Genomic DNA, 20,454 nt, shown 5'->3' with positions numbered 1-20,454 from the left:
GCTGCACTGGCTTTCGCGTATCTGGCCATTCTAATGTCCGCAGAGAATATAACGGACTTATTCGCACCTTCCCTAAATATAACGAATCATTATAAAGCAACATAGCATACCGCTTAAGCGCAACATTTGCTTTAGTTCCTGAAAGTCTTGAAAGTCACGAGAAATGAGGCATACCGACATCGGTTCGAATTTTTACCGCGTCGCGTGTCATGGTTAGCCCGCTTAGTCTGATCAATGCTAGGCTGTTTATCTCGGCTTATCCGTGTTGCCGCGAACCCTTTTGCATCAGGCTGCGGCATTATTGAGCTTGAGCGGTTGTATCGGTCTGATTCATTGCACGCAACGGAGATTGTTGCGACATCGGCACTAGATTGATAACCATGAATAACCATGGATGTTTGCCAATATAAGTAAAACCCAGACGGTTATATGGTTTTTATCTACAATACAGCCACTGACGTAATCATCGAGGAAATAGTATGACCAACCGTGTGTATGTTTTAGCGCAGTTCAAGCCGAAGGCCGGTAAAGAAGCTGAACTGTTTGAGGCACTAAAGGCGCTGGAACCCGACTCCCTAAGAGAAGAGGGATGTATTCAATATAGGTTGCTGCGTCAAATAGATCATCCGAGTGCGACGCGCAATGATTACGCCATTGTCTTTAATGAAATATGGCAAGATGCCGAGGCTTGGTCCGCTCATGGTCGGCGCAAGCAGATCCAAAATTTCTTTGCCACGCATTTACACGCCGAAACCGGCCTGATTGCGGATGCTCATGTGACGGCTTACAGCGATGAGAGTATCGATTTTGATGCGCCTATTTTTGAGTAACAGGGCTTAAGTTACAGGCTTTGAATAACATATTTCAGTAACGCGGTCGCAAGGCTCGATTGTGGCTCGAATAAACGTCAAAGTGGTTGATCGTTTGAGGGTGAAAATATCAATCACTTTGCGGCTAGGTTTCTCAGCTCATCTCTCCTTCCAGCATTCGCACCTTCCCTAACAAGAGGCTGCGGTTTGATTCTCATCGTAAACGGCCAGTGTCATCAGGGTTGATCATGGAATGCGACGGTTATCGGCATAAAACCGCCGGCTTGTCTCTATCGCATAGTGAATCAATCGCCATGTACGCTAAAGCTGAACGTGACTATAGTAAAATAGAGGAAGTAAAGTAGAGAATAGCGAATAAGCAGGGATAGCGATTGACACGAGGTGTTAAGATGAGAGCTGAAAATCCTGCCAGACTGCATGCATTTCGCGCAGCGACGCAAACGTTATTGTGGGATAGTGAGCATGCGGTTGAGTCGCTGTCTCAACTGTTTAGCGCCGTCGATGATTTAGCCGCAGCAGAAACTCGCTATTACTATCGACGCCGTACCTCCAGAGCATTGATCTCAGGGGGGGCGCGAACGTTTGCATGGGTATCGGGTACGGCGGGGTTATTGCTGCCGTTGTTGGCGGCCACCGCTAATCCTGCGTTCAAGCCGTTGGCGCAATATGGCTATGTGTTTATCGCGATATCGGCAAGTTGTTTAGCGGCTAATTCTTTATTTGGCGGTACAGAGGGCCATATTCGATTTGTAACGACCCAATTAGAGCTTGAAAAAATTATCACTAAAGCCCGAATTTCATGGTGTCATTATCTCGCCGCGATGGCGAGTGATCCTGCAGATATTGAAACAGGTTTTGTCTTAATACAGGCGTATGCAACTGAGTTGCACACGCTCACGCTGGCTGAAACCGGTCGTTGGGGAGAAACGCTCAAGGCAGAACTGATTAAATTCCAGAAAAGCGCACTATCGAAGCAAGCTAAATGAGCCGCCAAGCGTTGCTATTGAGGCTTATTCGCACCTTCCCTAATTAGATTGGATAAAACAGAGGGATTAAAAAACTCAGTGATAGCCACATGATGATTGTTAATGGGATACCGACCTTTAAAAAATCATTAAAGGTATATCCGCCAACCGTCATGACCAACAAATTAGTCTTATACGCCATGGGCGTTGCGTAACTCATATTGGCCCCGAACAACACGGCTAGCACGAAAGGTTCTAGAGGCATCCCCAGCTGATTCGCAATGCCTATGGCGATAGGCGTACCTATCACGGCGGCGGCATTATTAGAGACAATATTGGTCATAATGGCCATCAGTAACATCAGTCCACTTAACTGCATCGCGACCGATAGGTCTGCTGTTAAGTGGACAAAACCGACGGCGAGTGCATCGGCGGCACCGGTTTCCAACATGGCAACCCCCAAGCCTAATGATGCGGCAACAATTAAGATGATTTGAGCGTTAACGGCCTGTGCCATGTCTTTCCAATCGAGGCAGCGAGTCAGCGCCAATAAGAGGACGCCGCAGACGGCGCTGACAGCAATGGGCACTATACCCAGCGCAGCAATAGCCACGACCGCGATCATGATGATTAATGCCAGTGGCGCCTTTTGAGAATGAGGCAGATCGGCGGTTGCATCGAGTACTAGGATATTGCCTTGCTGTTTCAATTCAGCGATCTTTTCACTGGCGCCCTGTACCAGTAAGACATCACCCACTTTCAACTGCGCGTGAGTGATATCAGCCATGCTTTGACGCGTGTGTGAGCCGGAACGATGCAAGGCGAGAATTACCAGTTGATACTGATCGGCAAAGCGGGTTTTTTCAACGCTGGTGTTTAATAGCGGAGAGCCTTGAGCAATAATGATTTCAGCTAATTGCTGACCTTCTGCCTGTAATGGGTGATCGTCGTCTATTTTTGTGTCACTGCTGTATAAATCGGCATCCAACAGTTGCTCAAATGTCTTGAGGTTTTCTGGGGTGTCGTTGACCAGTAGTTGATCCTCTGCTCTGAGAGTCATCTGTCGAGAGGGCACTGTCAAGGTATCATTGTCAGCCCGTTTAACAAATGTGATGTTGACTCGATCATCTGTCTTTTCAATGATCTCTTGCAGTGTTTTACCGTCTGAAAAACCCGCTTGATTGATATGTAAAGCCGCCGAAAAAATACGTGGTGATGCATTTTCAAGTTCGGATTCTCTATCGGGTAATATCTTGGGGGCTAGCAGCCATAAATACATAATGGCCAACAGGCTACTCAGGGCTACCGGCAGAATAAATCCAAACATGGAAAAGGGGGCCATCCCCATACTGACAGCCACCGAGACCACCAGTAAGTTGGTCGAAGTACCGATGGTGGTGCCCATACCGCCTATCAACGTGGCAAAGCCCATGGGCATTAGAATACGTGAGGCGGGAGTTTTTGTGCGTAACGATACACTGGTCAGAATAGGCAGTAGTAAAATAACAATCGGAACGTTGTTGACGAAGGCACTCAAGACCGCGCCGACGATCAATGTGAGTAAAAAGGAAAGCTTCGGTGCAACTTCCCATAAGCGGGTCAGCGTTCTACCCACCGGTTCGAGCGCCCCAGTACGGGCTAGCGCATGTCCGATAATCATCAGTGCCGTCACGGCAACTAAGGCTTCATGTCCAAAGCCGGAAAAAAAATCAACCGCATGAATACGTTCGCCATTGGCGACGAAGGGAAACAACTCAAAGCCTGTTGCCAGTGCGGCTAAAACGAATAAACTGGACGTCTCTAGCGGTAACCAATCCCGAGTAAAAAGAAACAGGGCTAAAGCGGTTAGCAATAACACCGCAATGGCATGCGAGTTCAAGACTAGGTCTACGGGTATCATTGGCTTCGCTTCTCTCTTGTTGAAAGCGTCTTATGTAGTGTAACAAAAGGTCACAAAAGCGGGCGGATAAATTAAAGCGGGTGTGAATAATTATTCGTACCTTCCCTAAGGGTTCGCCTACGAGGGTGGTCGTGGTGAATCATATCTGATCGCTCGGCAAACGGTTACGGCCCTGCGGCCACTATTTGAAATGACGGCTGTTGTCGTCTTGATGAGGTGTTTATGATTCAAGCAATGATCGGTTTTCATCTCGATGAAGAGAATGATTGGGTTGCTGAGCTGCAATGTGGTCACTTTCAGCATGTTAGGCATAAACCCCCTTTTATTAATCGGCCCTGGGTTGTTACCCCTGAGGGGCGTGCGAGTATGCTGGGAGTGACCTTAAAATGTAAAAAGTGTGATTTAGGTGAGCCTGCAGATACTTTAAACTGAGTAGCGATTAAATCATGCTAGATGGATGAAAGCTCTCGAGCCAGCGTCTAAGCGATCACGCTATCGACTGTCTGTGTTGAAAAAGCTTATCAGCTATGTGTTGATCATAAGCGATAGTATGTTCGTCATCATTTACTCAGCGTGTCAGTATCTTATGAGGCTGTTTTATCCTTAGCCTAGATGCAAACGCTGTTAGCGGATTTCCCCTTTTATTAATTAGGACAATTGAACATGGAAAATGCCCGAGGCAGTATTTTTATGGTGGTGGCGATGGCCGCTTTTGCTGTCGAAGATATGTTAGTGAAAGCCGCGGCTGAGACGATGGCAATCAGTGTTATTTTGATGCTGTTCGGCTTTGGCGGCATGCTGATTTTTATGCTGTTGACGCGCAAACGGGGTGAAGCGGTGATTCATCCCGCCATTCTATCGCGTCCGATTTTAATGCGAGCGGTGTGTGAAATCGTGGGGCGGATGAGCTTTGCGTTAGCCATCACGTTGACCGCCTTATCCAATGCGTCGGCTATTTTGCAGGCCACGCCCTTGATTGCCATGCTCGGTGCTGCACTATTTTTTGGTGAAAAGATCGATTTGAAACGCTGGCTGGCAGTGTTGATAGGCTTTGTTGGGGTACTGATGATTATTCGACCGGGTCTAGCGGGCTTTGAGGCCGCCTCGTTGTTCGCGGTGATCGCCACTTTAGGCTTTGCGGGGCGCGATTTAGCGACTCGAGCCGCGCCGTTGGTATTATCGAATATGCAGTTAGGCGTGTATGGCTTTTTTGTCTTGATACCGGCCGGTATCGTATTGCAGCTTTATAACGGCGATGCGTTTCAGCTCAATGGGGTGGGGTTAGCGCAGGTGGGCGGTGCGATCTTCTTTGGTGTACTGGCGTACAATGCGCTGACGATTGCGATGCGCACCGGTGATGTATCGGTGGTCTCTCCGTTTCGTTATACACGGTTACTGTTTGCCTTGCTGTTAGGTGTATTTGTCTTTGGTGAAAGGCCCGACATGATCACGTTATCGGGAAGCTTGCTGATTGTATTGAGTGGTGTTTATACGTTGCTGCACAGCCGCCGTATTAAGGTTTCACCGAGTCAGGTTAGCTAACCTGAGTCATTATCGCCGTGATCGCGTTTGCCCGTTGATTTGCCCATTGAGTGGTTGAGCCGAAGCGCATGAGTGGCTGGCTCAATTGATCCCGATTACCCGCTCAGGGTGGTCGGGAGGCGCGCCACTGATACTACTGCTTAGTAGTCAAACAGATGCTAGTCCTGTAAAAACTGATTCTGAGCACGAAACTCGTGGGCTTCATAAGTGCCGAGATTACGCATCTCTTTGGTAAAGAAGGCGAGTTCCTGCAAGGCGTATTGCATCATCCGGTCATCGGGGTGGCCTTCAACATCCAGATGAAAGCTAGCGCCTTTGGTTAAGCCGTTACGGATATAACTTTCGAGCTTCACCATATTGATACCGTTAGTGGCAAAACCGCCTAGGGCTTTATAGAGAGCCGCGGGAATATTGCGCACGGTAAACATCAACGAGGTGATGTAGGCGGTGTCGGCTTTACGCTCGGGAATACCTTGTTCCCTCGAGAGGATCAGAAAGCGAGTGGTGTTACCGGTAACGTCTTGAAAGTTCTCTTGGAGGATATCAAGATTGTACAGCTCCGCCGCCAAGCTTGAGGCGATGGCGGCGTGACTTGGATCGGGGTTTTGCGCCAGTTCAAAGGCAGAACCTGCGGTATCAAAGCCCGCGATGGGTTCTATATTCAGTTGTTTAATATGGCTATCACACTGCGCGAGCGCTTGTGGATGGGATGAGACGGTTTTCAGTTGTTCAATCGAACCGCCTTTAACGCCTAAGAGACAGTGATTTACCGGTTCGAAGTGTTCGCCAATAATGTGTAACTGGCTTTTTGGCATCAGGCGATAGATTTCTTCGACTCGTCCTGCGGTTGAATTTTCCAGCGGAATCATCGCTAATTTCGATTTTCCTTGCACCACCATCAGCATCGCTTCGACAAATGTTTCACAGGCGAACGCTTCCATTGTGGGAAAAACTCGACGGCAAGATAGGTGTGAATAAGCGCCTTCGACGCCTTGAAACGCGATGATGTTGGGTGTAGCTGACATGGGGATTCCGGTTGTCGACAATAATAAGATGCTAATTATGTCATAGATTTTAAGATTTGCAGTGAGCCGTTCGAAGTTTTTCAGTAATATGGCCGCAACTTTTTACTAGCTTAATGTGAGAGCCCGATGACCCCGGAACGTACCGCTAAACTTATTCAGACTTTGAACCGGCGACAGCCTGATTTGACCCTTATTACGGATCAGGTTCATAAACCGCGGAATATTGCGGCACTGATTCGTACTTGCGATGCGGTGGGTATCTCTCGCATACATACTGTCAGTCCTAAACAGGGCTATGAGTTTACCGGTACAACGCGCGGCAGTGATCGCTGGGTGGCGAGCGATAACCATCAGAGTATTGATGAGGCGGTCGGCGCGGTTAAAGCTCAGGGGATGAAGGTTTATGCGGCGCACTTTTCTGATCGAGCGATCGATTACCGTGAGGTCGATTTTACCGTCCCTTGCGCCTTGCTGATGGGGGCTGAAAAACATGGCGTGAGTGATGCAGGGGCGGCGTTAGCAGACGAGCATATCCTGATTCCGATGATGGGGATGGTGGGCTCATTAAACGTATCTACGGCAGCCGGTATTATCTTGGTAGAAGCTCAAAATCAGCGCTTGCAGGCGGGACTGTATGAGCAGTCTCGACTTGACCCGCAGGAATATACCGATACCCTGTTTGAGTGGAGCTTTCCTGATCTAGCAGACTTTTGTCATAAGAAAGGGTTGGAGTATCCGCGCTTGGATGACCTGTTAGCGCTACAGGATGCGCCCGCTTGGTATCAAGCTGTACGAGAAGGCCATGCAATAAAGCGACAGTGGTCTTAGTTGACGCTAGAAGAAGGGCACGTGTCAGTCAGACGTGACAGGGATTGTCTATGTATCTGCATCGATTGCTTGACGTTTTAGCGAGCCTTATGATCATTATATTGCCCCTGATAGACCCTTTTTATAGGCTTATCGATGCTTTAAGTCGGAGAGAGTGAGTGCAGTTTCCGCGTTTTTTACCGCTTGCCTTGTTGATGTTGTTACTGTCTTTGATTGGCACCATGCTGGTGACTCAGTTTGTCCGTAATTGGGCGTTGACGGATCTTAAAGAGAGCGGCGAGAGTCAGCTATTGAGTATTATTAGTCAAACGCGTTCTGAATTGGCGGAATATCAGTATCTGCCTTTTCTCGTTTCGCAGAGTCGAGAAGTGGTTGAGCTGCTGCAAGCACCATCGGCTGAAAAAGCGGCTCGGGTGAGTCGCTATCTGGAACAGACCAATCTGGTGGCCGATACTACGGCGCTGTTTGTGTTGGATAGAGAGGGGCATCCGCAGGCGTTTAGTCACTGGCGGGCGCAACAGGATTTCTATTCTGTCAGTCACCGGCAACAGGCGTATTTTCAGCAAGCACTCGAGGGATTACAAGGATTACATGTCATGTTGCCCTCCCCTCAAACAGGGGGGGCGGTGTACCTTTCTGCGCCGGTTTATGTCGAACGAGCCTTGCTCGGAGTTGCGACTGTCCGATTGGATCTCGAACGTTTGCAGGCGGGGCTGGAGCAGAACAGCGAATATCTTTTTAGTCAGAATGATCATCTGCTGATGGCGAGCAAACCCTTTCAGCTCGCTAAACAGCTCAGCGAGGTGATTGTGAAGCAAGCAACATCGCAGCTTTATGATGGCTCTGACATTACCATCGCTGAACTCTCGACGGGTCGTCGAGGGGTGATGCAGACGGTAACGTTGGACGATCTTGGCTGGCAGGTGACGGTATTTAATGATCTACGTGAAGTGCTTAGGGTTCAGCGTAATGCCAGCCTGTTTACCATCGCTTTCTGTATTGTCGTCTCGTTACTGGTTTTTCTCTTACGTGAGCGGCAGCTTAAACATATCTCTCGCCGTGAAACGCAACAGGCGTTGGCGCGCAGTGAAGCTCGACAGCGCGATATTATCAATAATGCCCATGTCGGGATGATTACCCTCGATAGTCAGGGGTTGGTGCTATTTATTAATCCGATGGCGATGCAGCAGTTCGGCGTATCGATGCCGCGTATTCAGGGCATCTATATCGGTGAACTGATTGAACCTGACGTCTTTGAAGGGGTGATGCAGCGGGTGTTGAGTCGTTTAGGCACACGCGGATTTGCACAGGTGACGGCGATGGAAACCGTGGGTAAGCGTTCGGATGGCAGTAGCTTTCCGATGTTATTTTCCATCAAGCAGATGAAGCGAGAATCGACAGAGCACTATCTCGTAACGGTTATTGATGTCACCACGCGAAAACGTCTTGAGCGCGCCTTACGCAAGGCGAATGATCAGCTTGAACATCAAGTGCAGCAACGTACTCAAGCGCTGAGAGAGGCGCAGGATGAGCTGGTTCAGGCGGAAAAAATGGCGGCACTCGGGCGGATGTCTTCCGCCGTGGTCCATGAGTTGAATCAACCATTGACGGCATTGAGAACTTATATCTCAATCTGTCGTAAACTGATTGAAAGACAACAGACACAACAGTTGGATACTAACCTGCAACTGATCAATGATCTGATCAGTCGAATGACGGTGCTGACGCGGCAGTTGAAAACCTTTGCTTATCAGAAGCCGCAACACCTATCACCGGTTGATCCGGTGTTGGCCTTAGATCAAGTGATCAATTTATATCGTGGGCGGATGGAACAGGAAAATATAGCGTTAGTGTATTCTGGCTCTGATTTAGCGGTGCACGTGCGCGGTGATAGTGCGCGTTTGGAGCAGATCTTTGTCAATCTTATTGGTAATGCCTGTGATGCGTTGGTCGGTGTTAGCGGCGCGCAATTGACCATTAGCCTGAGTCAACATGCGCAGTCGGTTAGTATTGAGGTAGCGGATAATGGTGTCGGTATCAGTGAGCAGGATCAAGCGCAATTGTTTGAGCCCTTTTTTACCACCAAACCGATAGGCGAAGGCTTAGGGCTGGGATTATCCATTATACGTTCCATAATACGCGATCTACAGGGTGATATTCGGGTCAGTAGTCAACCGGGACATACCTGTTTTACAGTAACCCTGCCATTAATGAGTGGAGCTGAGGAGTGATAATGAATAGAGGGCAAGTGTTGCTGGTGGATGATGATCCACTTATTCGACAATCAACATCTCAATGGTTGCAGATGGCCGGATTTGAGGTGCTCGCCTGTGATTGTGCCAGCGAAGCCTTAACGCATCTCGATGAGCACTTCCCTGGGGTTGTTGTCAGCGATGTCAAAATGCCAGAAATAGATGGCTTAGCCTTTATGCAGCAAGCGCGCGCTATTATTCCAGAGTTACCGGTGATTTTGATTACAGGTCATGGGGATGTCGATATGGCGATAGGGGCGATGCGCGATGGCGCTTATGATTTTATCGAGAAGCCTTTTGTACCTGAGCGCTTGGTGGAAACCATTAATCGCGCCTGTGAAAAGCGCTTATTGGTGCTAGAAAACCTACGTTTGCAGCAAGACTTGGCTTCTCGCAGTGGTATCGATGGCAAGATTATTGGTATATCCCCCTCGATACAAAAGTTGCGACGGGATATTCTTAAATATGCGGCGCTCAACACTAATGTCATTATCTATGGTGAAACCGGCAGCGGTAAAGAGCTTGTGGCACAGTGTCTGCACGAGTTTAGTTTGCGCAGTGAACGCAACTTTGTACCGATTAATTGTGGCGCTATTCCCGAAAATTTGATCGAGACAGAACTGTTTGGTCATGAAGCGGGCGCTTTTACCGGTGCGGCCAAAAAACGCACCGGTAAATTTCAACACGCGGATGGTGGCACTTTGCTACTCGATGAGATCGAGAGTATGCCCACTAATTTGCAGGTGAAAATCTTGCGCAGTATTCAAGAGGGGGTGATTGAGCCCTTAGGCTCGAATAAACAGGTGCCAGTGGATCTACGTATTATTGCCGCCTCGAAGGCCGACCTTTCGGTGGAGGAAAACTTTCGTCAAGACCTTTATTATCGGCTTAATGTGTCTTGTCTCTACCTTTCGCCGTTACGTGAGCGTGCTGAAGATATCCCGTTACTCTTTGAATATTATGCGCGACAGGCCGCGGCGCAGCATGGTCGAGAGTTACGCGCCATCACGCGACAAGATTTGACTAACCTACAACAGTATCCTTGGCCGGGTAATGTTCGAGAACTAAAAAATATTGCCATACGTTATGCCTTGGATGATGTACTGCCAGTGGCAGATTTGATTTATCCTGAAGCATCGATCGAACCGATGAGTCGTGAGCGGGGAGAAAGCGCCTTGCCGCTGGCGGCACAAGTGGCCAACTTTGAATATAAAGTGATCTGTGAAGCGTTACGCCAACATAACGGTAATATTAAAGCGGTGATGGAGATGCTTGATCTTCCTCGTCGGACATTGAATCAAAAAATGGTTAAATATCAGATCGATCGCCTTCATTTTATCGATGATAACAAAGCCTAAAGGTGGAATAGGTGTGATACCTTGGGCTTTTCATTAATGAGCAAAAAATTGCTTATTGATCCTCCAATCAGCAAAAACTGTGCTTAACTACACTATGCCATAGGCGTTAAGCCGCTGTTTTTGTCATTCTCCTGCGTTATCAAGCGTCTAGTCGGCAAAATCTTGCTTATGTGTTGAGATACTTATAGGCAGTTTTTTGCTTATTAGCGAGCTAAATTAATTGGCTTTTTGGTAATAAGTGACTTTATATCAACAGGTTATGCTTGATTTTATGATTTGGCATCAATGTTGCTTAATAGTGTGTGACGCTAACAATAAATAATCTTAAAACCCGAATGAAGGAATCCAACATGCAAAGCAGCAAACGAACTCTAATTAAAGGTATTGGCCTTGCGGTGACATTAAGTGCGGCGCTGGGCGGTACTTCGATAGTACAGGCCGAAGAGAATCGTTCTTACATTCTGGCAACCGCTTCGACTGGTGGAACTTACTATCCCGTGGGTGTGGCGCTGGCGACACTGACGAAAGTTAAGCTGGAACCTCAACATAAAGTATCGCTGTCGGCGATTAACTCGGCGGGTTCGGGTGAAAATATTAAGCTGCTGAGTGAAAATGAAGCGCAATTTGCCATCCTACAAGGGTTGTATGGTGCTTGGGCGTGGAACGGTGAAGGCGCTTTTGCACAAACAGGGCCGAAGAAAAACCTGCGTTCAGTGTCTATGTTGTGGCAAAACGTTGAGCAGTTTGCGGTTAAAACGGATCTAGCTAAAACCGGTACCGTGGACGACTTGGCTGGGCTGGACGGCAAAAAATTCTCTATCGGTAAGAAAAACTCAGGCACGGAAGGCTCTGGTCTGCAAATTTTAGGTGGGCTGGGTGTTAATGCTGATAGTTTAGATATGGCGTATATGGGTTATGGCCCAAGTGCTGATGCGCTGCAGAACGGCACGATCGTTGGTATGAATATTCCATCAGGTGTACCGACGTCTGCAATTACCCGTGCTTATGCTTCTTTGGGTAGTGATTTGACCGTTCTAGACTTCACCGATGAGCAGATTAAAAAAGCTAACGGCGATTATCAGTTGTGGACGCGGTTTGTGATTCCTGCAAATACTTATCCTGGTCAAGTTAAGGATATCAACACCATGGCGCAGCCTAACTTCTTGGCCGTGCGTGACGATCTGTCAGAAAATGATGTTTACCTGCTGACCAAAGCGATTTATGAAAACCTGTCGTTCCTGAATGGCATTCATAAGGCGACTAAAGCGATGTCTCTGGAAAAATCTATCGCCGGTTTACCTCTGCCGCTGCACCCGGGTGCGGTTCGTTACTATAAAGAAGCGGGTTTGACTATTCCTGCTCATCTTATCGCTGAGTAATCAGTGTCGCTGAATGATTCAGCGAACCTGTCGGGGTCCGAGAGAGACCCCGGCTTACGTTCTATGTTCACCGTCAACGGAATACCGTTATGAGTTCAATTGATACCCAAACTGATCAGGAAACGGCTGCCAAACTCAAGAGTCTGGAGTTGGTTCAACGTCCGGAACATTCACTGACAGGCCGTTTTATCTATTGGATCGGTGTTATATTTGCACTGGCCCATATCTATTTTAATACCCTGAGTACGATCTCCGAGCTGTGGGTGTCTGCTATCCACTTTGGTGGCTTTGCCATGCTGTGTGCTTTGATGGTACCGGCAATCCGCAGCAATACTATGGCAGGCCGACGAGTCGCGTTGCTCTTGGATGTTTTGCTCGGTTGCGCCGCCGTTGCCTGTGCGCTTTACTTGATCGGGTTTGAAGACGCGCTGTATGCGCGGGGTGTTAAGTTTGATAACCTCGATTGGGTGTTCTCGCTGTGTGCGATCTTTATTGCGCTTGAAATGGCGCGGCGAACAACGGGTTGGTTTATTCCCTGCTTGATTCTGTTCGCATTGACGTATGTATTTTGGTGGGGACAATATGTTGATGGTATTTTTGGCTTTCCTGGCCTGAGTCTGGAAACCTTACTTTATCGTAGCTATTTTTCTTCGGAAGGGATGTTCGGTCAGATTGCCCGTATTTCCTGGACCTTTGTTTTCATGTTCATTCTGTTCGGTGCTTTTTTGGTAAAGTCCGGTGCCGGCGATTTTATTATTGAACTATCTCGCTGTGCCGCAGGACGGATGGTCGGTGGTCCAGGCTTCGTTGCCGTATTGGGTTCGGGCTTGATGGGCTCTGTGTCCGGCTCGTCGGTGGCTAATACAGTGTCCACCGGTGTTATCACGATTCCTCTCATGCAGAAAGCAGGCTTTCCTGCGCGGTTTGCCGCGGGTGTTGAAGCGGCCGCTTCTACCGGTGGGCAGTTGATGCCGCCTGTAATGGGAGCCGGAGCCTTTATTATGGCTTCATATACGCAGATCCCTTATGTTCAAGTCATCTCTGTTGCGGCACTGCCGGCACTGTTGTACTTCCTATCGGTGGGCTTCTTTGTTCGGGTCGAAGCGATGCGCAGTCGCGCACAGGCGGTTGAGTTAGATTCCCGCCCCATTGGCGAAGTCTTCCGTGATGGTTGGCATTATCTGCTGCCACTCGTGGTATTAGTGTGTCTATTGATTTACGGTTTTACGCCGACCTATGCCGCCGGTATCTCTATTATCTCGGTGGTGGTGGCGTCATGGTTGTCGAAGCACCCGATGGGGCTTAAAGATATTTTTGATGCGCTGGCGCAGGGCTCAAAGAATATGGCAACGACCTCGATGCTATTGATTGCGGTTGGGTTAGTGGTCAATGTGGTGGCGATGACGGGTATTGGTAATACCTTCTCGCTGATGGTTGCTGAATGGGCAGGTGGTAGCTTGTTAATCACTATCTTGCTGGTGGCGCTCGCGTCGCTGGTGTTGGGTATGGGCTTACCGGTAACCGCTGCCTATATCGTGCTGGCAACGCTATCGGCTCCTGCGCTGTATAACTTAATCGCAGAAATGCAATTGATTGGGATGATGGTTGATGGCACCTTGCCTGAAATGGCACGCACTATTTTCCTGTTAGTCGATGCCGATAAAGCGGCGTTGTTGGCCGAACCCATGAGTAAGATCGATGCTCAGCAGTTGCTGGCATTGGTGCCGGGTGATTTCAAAGGACAGTTGATGGAACAAGCGATTGATCCGACGCGTCTGGCGATGATTTTACTGGCGGCACATATGATCATTTTCTGGCTATCTCAGGATTCAAATGTCACTCCGCCGGTTTGTTTGACGGCTTTTGCGGCTGCCGCGATTGCCAAAACACCGCCGATGGCAACGGGCTTTACCGCCTGGAAAATAGCCAAAGGGTTGTATATCGTGCCGTTACTGTTCGCCTATACTAACTTTATTGGCGGCACAACGGCCGAAGTATTGACTATTTTCTTCTTCTCAGTGTTTGGCATATACGCCCTAGTTGGTTTCATGGAAGGCTATCTCGAGAGCCCACTTAACCCGCTACTACGATTAGTATCAGGGGCTGCCGGGATGTTAATGCTGTGGCCTCATGGCGAGTGGTTGATTAGTAGCTTAGGCTTGCTGGTATTTTTGGCACTGTTTATCTACAGCCGTTACAACCAAAAAGAGGAAGACGGCGTGACGATAACGGCCGGTTAACTCTTAAGCGGTGATGACAAACCGGCCAAACGGCCGGTTTTTGCGTTTTTAAAGGAAATAATGAGCTCGATCTCTTATTCCGCAGGCAACAATTTGTTAAATTACGCCTAAGAATGCTGACTCCGTGTACCTGAACATCGCGGTATGGCCTTTGTTCTCGCTTGTTCTAGTGCTATTGTCGGTAGAATTAAAGCGGGTTTGATTGATGGCTTTCGACAGTGGATTGTTATGGTCGCCAGCTTTCGCTTAATTCCGAGGGGGAATTAAGTCGTGAAATGTTGTGAAGATGCGTTTAAATGTTCTTCTGGCTAGCGGTAGGGACTATGTTAATAAAACCGAATTTAACACGATTGCAGCTGTATTTTCGTTTACCCACTCTTCTTGGCGTGAGTTCCACGCTGCTTTTTGCATCGTTATCTGCCGCCAGTGATGGCGATCAAAACAATTGTTATTCGCTTTTTGCCGCGGCAAAGTATCAAGAGGCTCGGCCTCAATGTCAGGAGCTTGCTGAGCTTGGCGATGCCAAAGGCGCGTTTCTATTAGCGACCATGTATTATCAGGCGTTGGGCACAAAACGTGATGATCAGCGTGGCTTGTTTTGGGATCAGGTCGCGGCAGAGAAAGGTCATCCAGAATCGGCTTATCGATTAGGGCTGGCGTATCAATTGGGTCAGGGCGTCAGTCAGAGTAATAATCAAGCGCGTCATTGGTATCAGCAGGCGGCATTGGCGCAGCACCCTAAAGCGCAAAAATTACTTGGCTCGATGTTTGAAACTGGCGCTGCCGGCGAAAAAGATGAGCAGCGGGCTTATCAGTGGTATCTTAAAGCGGCTCAACAAGACGTGATGGAAGCCCAACTGAAAATCGGCACAATGCTGCTAGAAGGACGTGGCGTCAAGGCTAACCGAGCATCAGCACAACACTGGATCAGAAAAGCGGCTGAAGCGGGCAACGCCAATGCTCAGGTTGCCATGGGGGTTTTTTTGGCCGAGGTTGATCCTGATGAAAGTCTGAATTGGTATCAACGTTCAGCGGCTCAGGGTAACGGGCTGGCGCTGCAAAATTTAGCGCTGGTGTATTATGTTGGTCAAGGTGTCGATACCGATCATGCTAAGGCGGCCGATTTGGCACAGCAAGCGTTAGATGCCGGTAATAAGGAAGCCGGATCGTTATTGAACTTGATCCGTTTGGAAACCGAACAGAAAAAAGTCGTTGAGCTACAGGCTGAGAAGCAACAGCTTGCGCGACAGATTCGAGAATCGATCCCTGACAATGGATCGGGTGAGCGGCAACTGTTGTTGGCGACCTTGTCTGTTGATAAGGGGATGATCGATAGCGATGATCTGGGCGCTCAGGCAGAGCCGATGACGGACTCAGTCGCGATGAATGAAGTTGTAGAATCAGCCGCTGAACCTCTAGAACCGTCAGCTGACTCTTCATCAGAGCCTTCAGCCGATTCTTTATCAGAGCCCTCAACCGATCCTCTATCAAAGTCTTCAGCTAATTCTTCATTAGCGCCTTCAGTTGATGCTGCCTCAAAGCCGTCAGCAGCGGCGCTAGCTTCAGCCATTGTCGCCCAGGATGCTTCATCGTCTGAGGTTAACGTTGCAACTAATCCTCAACAAGCCCCATGGCAACCCGATAATCAATATGCGCTGCCCGATGGCTGGGTAATGGATAAATTTCCACCTAACTTTACCATTCAGTTGTTATATGGCACCGATGAGCAAGGCGTACTCAATTATATTAACAAGCATCAATTGCCGGAAACGGTGCGTTATTTCAGGACACAGCGTGAAGCGGGGCTGTTTTTCGTGCTCGTTTATGGCGATTATAAAACCATCGCAGAAGCCAATGCTGCTCTGGCTGAGCTGTCTGAATCGGCTCAGAAGAGTCACTGGATTCGTAAGTTTAGGCGCTTGCAGGAGTTGTATGTCGATCCTTAATTGGCTTAACCGGCAGTAATAAAAACTACTTGGCTTAGTTGTTTAGTTTGAATCAATCTGTTTTTAGTCTTGTTGTTCGGAAGTGATATGGCGCGTATTGTTTTCTCACTGGTTACTATTGTGTTGTTTTTTTCAGCGGCCCTTCGTGCTGAGGATCAAACCTGTCGTCGTTTTTATGATGATGGCCAAAGCCGTGAAGCGTTACATCATTGTTTGCCGTTGGCCGCTCAGGGAGATGGAGAAGCCAGCTTTATTCTTTCTAACCTCTACAGTCAGGGGTTTGAAGGAGGCTCTGCCGATTTACAGCAGGCCTTGAGTTGGCTAACCCGTTCAGCCGAGCAGGGTTATGCGCCGGGTTGTTATAACTTGGCCGTGCTGTATGAAACAGGCGGTGTGGTCGATCAGGATATGAGCGTTGCCTTTCGTTGGTACCTTGAGGGTGCGACGTTGGGGCATTTAGCGAGTCAGTTAAAAACGGGGCTTGCCTATTTGAAAGGCAAAGGCACTGACAAAGATCTCACTGAGGCACGTTACTGGCTAACGCAGGCCGCTGATCGAGGCGATCAGAGTGCACAGGTCATGTTGGCGACCTTATTCAAGGACAGTGATCCGGAAAAATCGATTCAGCTCTATCAACAGGCTGCGCAGCAGGGTAACCGTTTTGCTTATTATCAACTGGCGGGGCTGTTGCGCGAAGGTTCTGCTACGCGGGATGTGAATTTGGCTCAGGCTTTAACATATGCCATCGAAAGTGAACGACTAGGCTATGAGCCAGCGATTGAGTTAGTGGAAAGTATCAAGCAACAGCAGGTGCTTGAAGTCGCTCACCGGATCACCCTCGGTGATGAAGCGATCGCCGCGGATGTTGATGGTTTAGCATCATTGGAACGCGTCACGACCCATGCAGCAGAAGCGCCTAAAGAGAAAGCTGTTAAACAGGAAGCGCTAAATAACACTGTCGCATTAGACATGGCCGAGAAAGCGGCCATTCAGGATACCGAGGTTAATAAATCAAACGCTGCGTCAGCATCTCTCGATGCGGTAGGTTTACATGATTTCGCTTGGTTAATGGCGCAGCCCGAGCATAATTATGTTTTGCAACTGGCGCAACTGAGCAGCGCGGCTTCCGTTAAAGCTTATCTTGCGACTTATCAGTTAGAGGGTAAGACTCACTATTTTAAAGCGATAACGCCCGGCGGTGAAAAGTATGTGGTGTTATTTGCGCAGTCTGGTCGCACACTACCCGAAGCGAAACAGCTAGCGGCAAAACACTTACCTGAAGGGCTAAAGGGGATGGTGTGGTATCGTACTTATCGAGCGATTCTGGGGGCTTACACATCCACGGATTCTGTTCATGTTGATAATGACAAAGATGACTCATAGCGTCTTTTTGAGTACGGCGTAAGCGCAGCGATTAACGCGTGTGATAATCAAGTATTGTTATTCAGTTAAAAGGATTTTAAATGTTTCTAGGGGTTAGACTGGCTATCGCGATAGCCATTACATTATTAGCCAGCGTGAGTTTGGCCGCCAATAATCAACTGTGTCAGCAACATTATAATGCGGGACAGATGAATCAAGCCTATGATTATTGCTTGCCTTTAGCGCAGGTTGGCGATCCTCAGGCCGCCTTTATTTTGGCGCGCTTGTATTCATTGGGTATTGAGGGTAAAGGCGCCGACTGGGAAAAAGTGGTCGAGTGGCTGACTATTTCTGCTGCTGGAGATCATGCAGAAGCTGCCTATAACTTAGCCATTGCTTATGAAACGGGCAAAGGCGTTGCCGTTAATGTGCGTCAAGCCCTAAAGTATTATCGTCAATCGGTTACCTTGGGCAATCCTAAGGCGATGCGTAATTTGGCCCGGTTATATGAGCAGGGTGAGGGTGTCGAGTTGGATATTAATCGGGCTTTTTTGCTCTATCAGCAGTCGGCAGAGGCAGGCTTGCCTGATAGTCAGATGAAGACGGGCTTGATGTTGCTGCATGGCGAGGGTGTTACAAAAGACTTAATGACAGCCCGTCGGTGGATCGAAAAATCGGCACAATCCGGTTATCTTAAAGCTCAGTTAGGGTTAGGTGTGATGCTGATGGACGTGGAGCCCAGTCAAGCGGTGTATTGGTATCAGCGTGCGCTGTCTAAGGGAAGCGCTTATGCTGCGCATAACTTGGCTTTAGCTTATTTTGAGGGGCGCTCGGTGCCTCTTGATCTGTTGCGGGCGTTGGCTTACGCAGACGCGAGTCTTGAGTTAGGCGACCTCAAGACGCAGGTTCTTTATGATAGGATCTTAACCCGTATACAACAGCAAGATGCTGCTCAGACACTGACGTTGAATGGGTCTACTCGTTCAAACGACGCTCAAAAATCTACAGAGTCTCATACTCCCGCGCAAGATCAAGGTTACTTGGTTAAGGTTCGCCAACCATCGGTAGCAACGACAGACAATCAGGCAGCGACATCAATATGGCAGGATCTCGATTGGCTTAAGCGTCAACCATCCGATGGCTACATCATTCAGTTAGCTCGGCTAACGAGTCAAACAAGTGCTTTACGCTTTATTGCGGAGTATCACTTAGAAGATCAGGCTTATGCGGTTAATCTTGCTAAGCATGATTATGTGATATTACTTCAGGATAGTTATGCCGATAAAAATCTCGCTCTCAATGCCTCTAAAGCCAAGCTGCCCACTGCGCTGGTGGATGAAGCGTGGGTACGTAGCTATCGTTCACTGTATACTCAATAATACAATCTCGATGGCGTACGACGAGTGAAGATACTCCTACTTTCCGCCTACGATGCGGCCAGTCATCGCTATTGGCATCAGGGATTAATCGAAAATCTAAGCCAGCATCAGTGGACATTATTAACATTACCGCCACGCTATTTTTCTTGGCGCATTCGCGGTAACAGCTTGAGCTGGGCCATGGGAGAACGCGACATACTGGAACAGCCTTATGATCTAGTGATCGCCACCTCCATGACCGATCTATCTGCGCTACGGGGCTTAGTGCCTCACCTTGGCGGTATACCCACACTGGTTTATTTTCACGAGAATCAATTTGCCTATCCCGAATCCGGTCGCGAATACGGCAATGTTGAGCCGAAGATTCTTAATCTCTATACGGCGTTAGCTGCGGATCATGTCTGTTTTAATACGGCTTATAATCGAGATACTTTTCTGTCGGGGTGTCGCGCTTTATTGAAAAAGCTCCCCGATCAGGTACCTGCCGGTGTGGTGGAAAGATTAGAGCAGTGTTCATCAGTGTTGCAGGTACCACTGACCGCGTCGGCTTTTTTAGCCAATGAGCCGCAATCAGGCGCTATACGGCTTATTTGGAACCATCGTTGGGAGTTTGATAAAGGACCCGAACGGTTGCTACGAGCGTATCAAGGGTTGTGTGAAGCAGATGTTGATTTTCACTTGGATGTCGTTGGGCAGCAGTTTCGTCACTCACCGGAGTCGTTTCAGACGTTGAAACAATTAATGCAAAGACGCGAACAGCACTGCGGTTTTGTTGCATCGGTGGCCGACTATCGTCGCCTGCTACAGCGAGCGGATATTGTGCTTTCAACCGCAATGCATGACTTTCAAGGGATTGCGGTACTCGAAGGGGTGGCTGCGGGGGCGATGCCGTTAGTGCCCAATCGTTTGGCTTACCCTGAGCTGTTTCCTGAACATTGTTGCTATCGTAGTGGCACAGGGGAAACGCAGAGCCTGATTGATGCCGTTAGCCGTTATGCAGCGCTAAAAGAGCAGGGGCAAGCACTCGCTGTACCGGATGTATCGGCGTTAAGTTGGCATCATATGGGCGCACAGTATGAAGCTTTACTGCAGCGTGTGGCGCTTCAGCACTAGTGCTCTGATATAAGTGCCCTGATATGAGTGCTCTGGCATGAGTGCTTTAATATTCGTGCTTTAATATTAGTGCTTTGGCGGCAACCGTGAAGATTATCGAGGACAGCAACTATCCGATCGCGAACCTCGCAGCAACGCTGCCGTTGTATGATCTCTGATTGGGTTGAATTGTGCTCGAGACGATGGCGATCCTGCGAGTAAAAACAGTGTTTGTTTAATAAATGTACAGCTGCCCCTCGACATTAGGGACTGAACTCTTTAAAGTGGCGGCAACTTTAACGGTGTCACTTTGACACTGTATAACCTGTACTTTTCAGGACGCTTTGTCAGTACAT

At 48.6% G+C, this 20,454-nt stretch carries 15 protein-coding genes; 13 read left to right on the top strand and 2 right to left on the bottom strand.

Translation table 11 applies throughout. The features are described 5' to 3' along the window. Positions 1–479: 479 nt before the first annotated feature. Positions 480–830 (top strand): putative quinol monooxygenase, encoded by a 351-nt coding sequence (locus Q4488_RS12890; RefSeq protein ID WP_303580888.1) that lies wholly within the window; start codon positions 480–482, stop codon positions 828–830. A 389-nt stretch (positions 831–1,219) separates the two neighbouring features. Then, positions 1,220–1,816, top strand: coding sequence for an SLATT domain-containing protein (locus Q4488_RS12885; RefSeq protein WP_303580887.1), 597 nt, complete (start codon positions 1,220–1,222; stop codon positions 1,814–1,816). Positions 1,817–1,859: 43 nt separating this feature from the next. Here Q4488_RS12885 and Q4488_RS12880 read toward each other — a convergent pair whose 3' ends face one another. Further along, positions 1,860–3,695 (bottom strand): SLC13 family permease, encoded by a 1,836-nt coding sequence (locus Q4488_RS12880; RefSeq protein ID WP_303580886.1) that lies wholly within the window; start codon positions 3,693–3,695, stop codon positions 1,860–1,862. Between the two features lie 222 nt (positions 3,696–3,917). Between Q4488_RS12880 and Q4488_RS12875 the strand changes: the two genes are divergently transcribed. Both Q4488_RS12875 and Q4488_RS12870 read left to right on the top strand, forming a co-directional pair. After that, positions 3,918–4,127 carry a DUF3565 domain-containing protein gene (locus tag Q4488_RS12875; protein WP_303580885.1) on the top strand — a complete coding sequence of 70 codons (210 nt, stop codon included), beginning with the start codon at positions 3,918–3,920 and terminating at the stop codon, positions 4,125–4,127. A 231-nt stretch (positions 4,128–4,358) separates the two neighbouring features. Next, entirely contained in the window at positions 4,359–5,237 is an 879-nt protein-coding gene (locus Q4488_RS12870; protein ID WP_303580884.1) for a DMT family transporter, read from the top strand. Positions 5,238–5,395: 158 nt separating this feature from the next. On the opposite strand, the gene Q4488_RS12865 is transcribed toward Q4488_RS12870, so the two are convergent. Then, entirely contained in the window at positions 5,396–6,262 is an 867-nt protein-coding gene (locus Q4488_RS12865) for a prephenate dehydratase (protein ID WP_303580883.1), read from the bottom strand. A gap of 126 nt (positions 6,263–6,388) precedes the next feature. Here Q4488_RS12865 and trmH point away from each other — a divergent pair, with 126 nt between their 5' ends. The 9 genes from trmH to Q4488_RS12820 all read left to right on the top strand — a co-directional run bounded on the left by trmH (position 6,389) and on the right by Q4488_RS12820 (position 20,119). Beyond that, the gene (trmH, locus tag Q4488_RS12860) at positions 6,389–7,090 is read left to right on the top strand and encodes a tRNA (guanosine(18)-2'-O)-methyltransferase TrmH (RefSeq protein ID WP_303580882.1); all 702 of its coding nucleotides are present in this window, start codon (positions 6,389–6,391) and stop codon (positions 7,088–7,090) included. Between the two features lie 158 nt (positions 7,091–7,248). Beyond that, complete coding sequence (locus Q4488_RS12855; protein WP_303580881.1) at positions 7,249–9,321, top strand: ATP-binding protein; 2,073 nt, start codon at positions 7,249–7,251, stop codon at positions 9,319–9,321. A gap of 2 nt (positions 9,322–9,323) precedes the next feature. Further along, positions 9,324–10,700 carry a sigma-54 dependent transcriptional regulator gene (locus Q4488_RS12850; protein WP_303580880.1) on the top strand — a complete coding sequence of 459 codons (1,377 nt, stop codon included), beginning with the start codon at positions 9,324–9,326 and terminating at the stop codon, positions 10,698–10,700. Positions 10,701–11,050: 350 nt separating this feature from the next. Next, positions 11,051–12,079, top strand: a complete 1,029-nt coding sequence (locus Q4488_RS12845; protein WP_303580879.1) for a TAXI family TRAP transporter solute-binding subunit — start codon at positions 11,051–11,053, stop codon at positions 12,077–12,079. Between the two features lie 89 nt (positions 12,080–12,168). Next, a complete protein-coding gene (locus Q4488_RS12840; RefSeq protein ID WP_303580878.1) occupies positions 12,169–14,319 on the top strand; it encodes a TRAP transporter fused permease subunit in 2,151 nt (716 codons plus the stop codon). A 323-nt stretch (positions 14,320–14,642) separates the two neighbouring features. Further along, complete coding sequence (locus tag Q4488_RS12835; protein ID WP_303580877.1) at positions 14,643–16,265, top strand: SPOR domain-containing protein; 1,623 nt, start codon at positions 14,643–14,645, stop codon at positions 16,263–16,265. Positions 16,266–16,352: 87 nt separating this feature from the next. After that, positions 16,353–17,648: an SPOR domain-containing protein gene (locus tag Q4488_RS12830; protein WP_303580876.1), complete on the top strand. Its 1,296-nt coding sequence runs from the start codon at positions 16,353–16,355 to the stop codon at positions 17,646–17,648. Positions 17,649–17,728: 80 nt separating this feature from the next. Continuing rightward, positions 17,729–19,006: a hypothetical protein gene (locus tag Q4488_RS12825; protein WP_303580875.1), complete on the top strand. Its 1,278-nt coding sequence runs from the start codon at positions 17,729–17,731 to the stop codon at positions 19,004–19,006. A 24-nt stretch (positions 19,007–19,030) separates the two neighbouring features. Continuing rightward, on the top strand, positions 19,031–20,119 hold the full coding sequence (locus Q4488_RS12820) for a DUF3524 domain-containing protein (protein WP_303580874.1): 1,089 nt from the start codon (positions 19,031–19,033) through the stop codon (positions 20,117–20,119). Positions 20,120–20,454: the final 335 nt, after the last annotated feature.

Origin of the sequence: Amphritea sp. 1_MG-2023 (assembly GCF_030547545.1) — a bacterium.
Classification (GTDB): domain Bacteria; phylum Pseudomonadota; class Gammaproteobacteria; order Pseudomonadales; family Balneatricaceae; genus Amphritea.
This window is presented reverse-complemented; position numbering and strand designations above follow the sequence as displayed.

Excerpts from the sequence above, each read along its gene's own strand:
- Q4488_RS12890 (WP_303580888.1), top strand. The coding sequence starts at position 480 with ATGACCAACCGTGTGTATGTTTTAGCGCAGTTCAAGCCGAAGGCCGGT.
- Q4488_RS12885 (WP_303580887.1), top strand. The coding sequence starts at position 1,220 with ATGAGAGCTGAAAATCCTGCCAGACTGCATGCATTTCGCGCAGCGACG.
- Q4488_RS12880 (WP_303580886.1), bottom strand. The coding sequence starts at position 3,695 with ATGATACCCGTAGACCTAGTCTTGAACTCGCATGCCATTGCGGTGTTA.
- Q4488_RS12875 (WP_303580885.1), top strand. The coding sequence starts at position 3,918 with ATGATTCAAGCAATGATCGGTTTTCATCTCGATGAAGAGAATGATTGG.
- Q4488_RS12870 (WP_303580884.1), top strand. The coding sequence starts at position 4,359 with ATGGAAAATGCCCGAGGCAGTATTTTTATGGTGGTGGCGATGGCCGCT.
- Q4488_RS12865 (WP_303580883.1), bottom strand. The coding sequence starts at position 6,262 with ATGTCAGCTACACCCAACATCATCGCGTTTCAAGGCGTCGAAGGCGCT.
- trmH (WP_303580882.1), top strand. The coding sequence starts at position 6,389 with ATGACCCCGGAACGTACCGCTAAACTTATTCAGACTTTGAACCGGCGA.
- Q4488_RS12850 (WP_303580880.1), top strand. The coding sequence starts at position 9,324 with ATGAATAGAGGGCAAGTGTTGCTGGTGGATGATGATCCACTTATTCGA.
- Q4488_RS12845 (WP_303580879.1), top strand. The coding sequence starts at position 11,051 with ATGCAAAGCAGCAAACGAACTCTAATTAAAGGTATTGGCCTTGCGGTG.
- Q4488_RS12840 (WP_303580878.1), top strand. The coding sequence starts at position 12,169 with ATGAGTTCAATTGATACCCAAACTGATCAGGAAACGGCTGCCAAACTC.
- Q4488_RS12835 (WP_303580877.1), top strand. The coding sequence starts at position 14,643 with ATGTTAATAAAACCGAATTTAACACGATTGCAGCTGTATTTTCGTTTA.
- Q4488_RS12830 (WP_303580876.1), top strand. The coding sequence starts at position 16,353 with ATGGCGCGTATTGTTTTCTCACTGGTTACTATTGTGTTGTTTTTTTCA.
- Q4488_RS12825 (WP_303580875.1), top strand. The coding sequence starts at position 17,729 with ATGTTTCTAGGGGTTAGACTGGCTATCGCGATAGCCATTACATTATTA.